This is a genomic window from Rothia sp. HMSC061D12, from assembly GCF_001836735.1.
Lineage (GTDB): Bacteria > Actinomycetota > Actinomycetes > Actinomycetales > Micrococcaceae > Rothia.
The window spans coordinates 204,710-209,402 of sequence record NZ_KV830305.1 but is presented as its reverse complement, the minus strand read 5'-3'; the positions used below and the strand labels follow the sequence as shown (position 1 = coordinate 209,402).

Annotated in this window: 3 protein-coding genes and 1 CRISPR repeat array; of the genes, 2 read left to right on the top strand and 1 reads right to left on the bottom strand. The window is 53.5% G+C overall.

Going from position 1 to position 4,693, the window contains the following annotated elements; translation table 11 throughout:
* Position 1: 1 nt before the first annotated feature.
* Positions 2–532: direct repeats of the CRISPR family, unit length 26 nt; unit sequence AAGTCCCTCCGAAAAGGAAGGGAAAT.
* 376 nt (positions 533–908) lie between these two features.
* Positions 909–1,964, bottom strand: coding sequence for a cell division protein ZapE (gene zapE / locus HMPREF2682_RS00845; protein WP_070830589.1), 1,056 nt, complete (start codon positions 1,962–1,964; stop codon positions 909–911).
* A gap of 724 nt (positions 1,965–2,688) precedes the next feature.
* Here zapE and HMPREF2682_RS00840 point away from each other — a divergent pair.
* Both HMPREF2682_RS00840 and HMPREF2682_RS00835 read left to right on the top strand, forming a co-directional pair.
* A complete protein-coding gene (locus tag HMPREF2682_RS00840) occupies positions 2,689–3,411 on the top strand; it encodes a DUF6318 family protein (RefSeq protein ID WP_070830587.1) in 723 nt (240 codons plus the stop codon).
* A gap of 530 nt (positions 3,412–3,941) precedes the next feature.
* A complete protein-coding gene (locus HMPREF2682_RS00835) occupies positions 3,942–4,604 on the top strand; it encodes a hypothetical protein (protein WP_070830585.1) in 663 nt (220 codons plus the stop codon).
* Positions 4,605–4,693 lie beyond the last annotated feature (89 nt).

The window sequence follows — 4,693 nt, the reverse complement described above, 5'->3', positions numbered from 1 at the left end:
AAAGTCCCTCCGAAAAGGAAGGGAAATTACCGGACGCGAAGACTCAGCCGTTCGGTACTATGGCCCCTCAATGAAAGTCCCTCCGAAAAGGAAGGGAAATTAGCAGAGCAACCGGTGGCGAGCAGGGCAAGTACAGCCCTCAATGAAAGTCCCTCCGAAAAGGAAGGGAAATGCATGACGCGACCGTTCCCCCGGAAAAGGTCTATGCCCTCAATGAAAGTCCCTCCGAAAAGGAAGGGAAATCAGCTACGAAAACTATAGGGGCATCTGGGAAAGCCTCCCTCAATGAAAGTCCCTCCGAAAAGGAAGGGAAATTAGCAGAGCAACCGGTGGCGAGCAGGGCAAGTACAGCCCTCAATGAAAGTCCCTCCGAAAAGGAAGGGAAATTTCTTCTTTTTTACCGCGAACTGTCGCATTTTTCGGCGGCCCTCAATGAAAGTCCCTCCGAAAAGGAAGGGAAATTTCGCCCCTGTGTGGGGGTGGGCCGCCTGTTTGCCCCTCAATGAAAGTCCCTCCGAAAAGGAAGGGAAATAGCTACCCGAAAATAGCCCGCAACCATGCGGCAGAAACGGGTGCTTCGCGAGAACCTCGCGGAGGCTACACGCAAAATTATACACTCCAACCACATCTACCCCCGCATAACTCCCTGGCAAGGGAAGAAACCATGCGAGCGACACGCCATGTTCCCGTCACGTACCAGGTTCTCGCTCACACAAAGACCCCCGCCGGGTGCTTCCTAAGCGACCCGGCGAGGGTCCTCACGTATGAGAGGGGTTGGCGCGGTTCAGGTAAACCAGACTAACCAAGCTAACCATGCAAACCGGGCGAGCTTCGAGTCTCACGGGACTAGAAAGAACAGCGCATCAAAACCCGAGCCGGCCAAAGCTCGGCCCCGGCGAACAGCGGAACTAGCGCTCCGCCTCCTCACCCAGCATGCCCTCACGAGCCAACGCAGTCAAACGAGACACCGCACGGAAATACTTCTTCTGATAACCACCAGCCAGCATCTCCTCAGTAAACACCTTGTCAAAAGGCACACCCGAAGAAACAATCGGCAGGTCCTTGTCATACAGGCGGTCAGCCAACACCACAAAACGCAGCGCCACCGACTGCTCAGTAATCGGGTGAACATCACGCCACGCAATACCATCCAGGCCATCGATCAGCTGACGGTAACGCGAGGGATGCACCTTCGCCAGATGCTCCACCAGGTCAGCGAAGTTATCCTCGCCAACAGTCTGGCCGCCGAACACTTCCTCAACCTTCGCATCAAACTCGGAGTCTGCCACAGGCTCCGGTGCGGCAGGCAGACCACGGTGACGGAAATCCTCACCATCCACACGGTGCACCTCAAACTGCGAAGCAAGCACCTGAATCTCACGCTTAAAATCCTCAGCCGCAAAACGACCCTCACCCAGCGCACCAGGCAGCGTGTTCGACGTCGCCACAAGCTTCACGCCAGCATCCGCCAGCTCACGCATCAGACGAGACATGAGCACAGTATCACCCGGATCATCCAGCTCAAACTCGTCAATGCACACCAGCTTGTAGCTGCTCAACGCCTCAACCGTCTTACGGAACGTCAACGCACCCACCAGGTTCGTGTACTCCACAAAAGTACCGAACGCCTTCGGGCCATCCACATAATGCCACAGCGACGCCAACAAGTGAGTCTTACCCACACCAAAACCGCCGTCAAGGTACAGGCCAGCCTTCGTCGAATCCTTCTTCTTGCCACCAAACAGGCGACCAAAGAAACCGGCACCAGCGCCGCCACCATTAATCTTGTCGCCAAAATCCTTCAGCTTCTGCACAGCCTCAGCCTGCGACGGCTGATTCGGATCAGGAATGTAGCTATCAAAAGACACTTCACCAAAACGCTCAGAGGGGCGGAAACCCGCCAGCAACTCATCAGCAGAAACGCGAGGGATGCGGTCGGTCAAATGTACGGTCGTGGTGGGCACAAAAACTCTTTTCTTCAGTGACGGCGATGTGACTTCCGCTTTAAGTGTAGTACTGTCTAACACCCCGCGTGAGCCGCATGAGTTGCCCGCCACATTACGGGTATGAGGAGGGAGTGGGGTGGGATATGCGGGAGGGGCTGCTGGGCTGGGGTACGGAGGGCGGGAATGCGAAGGCATGGGCGTTCGGGTGCGGAGGCTGAGGTGGTGTGTGTTTTGGGCAGGGTCTGTTTTGGGCGGGTGCTCTTGGGTGGGCGCAGCGTTCGATAGGTTAGTGTCTTCGCCGTGGGTTTTATACCCGTTGTGAAGGAACTAGCCTATCGAATATTCCCTTAACCTATCGGCTATTACTCTGCCCCGCTATCTACTCCCCTAGCTTGCTGTTCATTCTTTCGGTCCGCGGCCCTCTCCTCTGGTCTGCTGCGGGGATTCTTCTGCCGGGGAACACCCGCCACTATATGTAAATTCTTTGCGTGCAGGTACTTATTTGATACATAAAGCATTGAGGTGTTCATATGGTGATGTTTCGTCACTGTAGCACCCAAAAGAATGCAAACGACGGCAAACATGCGGTAGGGTGGTAACTGTAGTACTCAATAGCGCATTGATGCGATTGTTGGGCGCACTATGGGGCTGTTTTTCTTCCGGTGGTCAGCTTGACCTACGAATAATGGCCCGACTAGTAACTAAACAACACACCATCACCGACGATAGGAGCGTATCTTCTATGGATTCGACCATCTTTAATCGCCGTACCCTGTTGGGTAGCGGCGTGCTTGTGGGCCTTGGGGCCCTGCTTGCGGCGTGTGGCCAGCAGGCTAATAACGAGGCGGCAGCCACCGCCTCCGCGGCGCCGAGTGAGACCGCTTCTGCGTCTGCGGCGGCATCTGAGTCTGCGTCCGCTTCAGCTTCAACTACCCCGAAGCCTGTTATGACTCGTGGATATTCAGGCAAATCCAAAGCACCCGACGGCGAATACCGCAAAGCGGATACGTACGGTCCTGCGCAGAACGTCCAGGAACCCCGCAAGGAACCCGCACAGTACCCCGAGACTGAACAAGGCCTCTACCGCATGATGAAGGACTGGGTTGTGGCGCACAACTACGCAATCCAGACCGGTGACTGCTCCTACGCATTCAAATATGTAACGGAAGATGCAGAAGAATATGAGTTCTACCTGTATATTCAGGGTCTTTACCAGCGCGGAGGATGGGCTGTTGACGGGCTGGATAGCTACCAGCCAGAAGGCCCGCTTATCTACGACGAAGCAAAGAAAATGTACCGCATGAAGCATCGTCGTTTCTGGAGCACTGTTATGTACATAGAACCCGACGGTACATTGAATATGGAAGCTAACACTGATACCAGTGACGATACTTTCTACTTCCTTTTCACCTACTCTGATGGTTATTGGAAGATTGCCGGCAGTAAATCAGAAGAGGAACTGTAAGCTTCATGATGAATATAAAATTTTATCCACGAAATTTCATGTGTATCGTTTTTGCGACATCTTTTCTACTACTAAATGTTTCGACTGCAACAAGTTCAGAATGCACAACTCAAAATTCAAATGGCCATTGTGTAAAGGTGCCTGGAAAAGCTTCATCTCGTCGAGGCAACTCTGGTACAGGTGATCAAAAAGGTCAAAACAAAGCAGAGTCAAATACTGATCAGCATGCAGAAGTAGCTGCAGGCTCATACCAAGACTGGATTGATGAAATACGTCAAACTCACAGGGTCAACAAAGACAGTGGTGGTGTTGATTACTATGCGCCACTTGACGGAAATAATACATGCTACACGGAAGATTACCGCCCAGGAAAACAAGAATACTCGGAATATAAGCTAGAAGATGGAATGGCTGTGAAGACGACTAAAAGAGGCGGTGGGGTCGAATTGTCAAAGTTCTGTAAACCTAATGACGCTAAAACCTTCACCTCCAATGACCCTGCACAGCCCAAAGGTCCCACTATCGAAGAAATGCTCCAAGAAATCGAGGACCAATTCGCTAAAACCGATATCCAGGCCCCTGTTTTGAAGCAGTCCTATAACCTTGGCTCTGGTCAGGGTAACGACAACCCCAACGTCTATAAGAACCAGGCCGTCAACTTCTACGTCGACGCACCCACCGCACGTTGGGAAGGCGACCTCATGATTGGCCACGTAGAGATGGAATCCTACCCCACCCAGATGACCATCCAGTACGGCAACGGTGACGAGGGCAGCTTCTACACCATGGGTAAGCCGGTTAGCAGGGCACGTGGCGAAGAGTCACGCAAGACCGCCACCAGTTATACGTATAAGCGATCGGGCAACTTCCACGCCTACGCGACGGTGTCTTACTCTGGTCGTTTCCGTGTGAACGGCGGTGACTGGCATGCTCTGGATGTCGTGTTGACGAAGGATACTGTTGACCCGTTGCTGATCCGTGTGTGGTGGGTTGATGTGGGCCGTGTCGGCGGCACCTGCGATGAAGACGACACTCGTTGGGGCTGCAAGAACGATCCGACGATGGGTAAGAAGGATAACCCGAACCCTCGCCTACGCAAGGCTGACATTCGTACCGGCCAGCGTTGGCACCTCAATGATAACGGTGACGGGGATACGGAGTATTCGCTGCACCGCGACTGGCCCGACATGTAAAGCCCGCCGCGGGTCTTACGCTGAGAAGCCACATGTTCACCGAGAAGCCACTTTGTTCATGGCTTTTCGAAACACATGTGGCTTCTCAG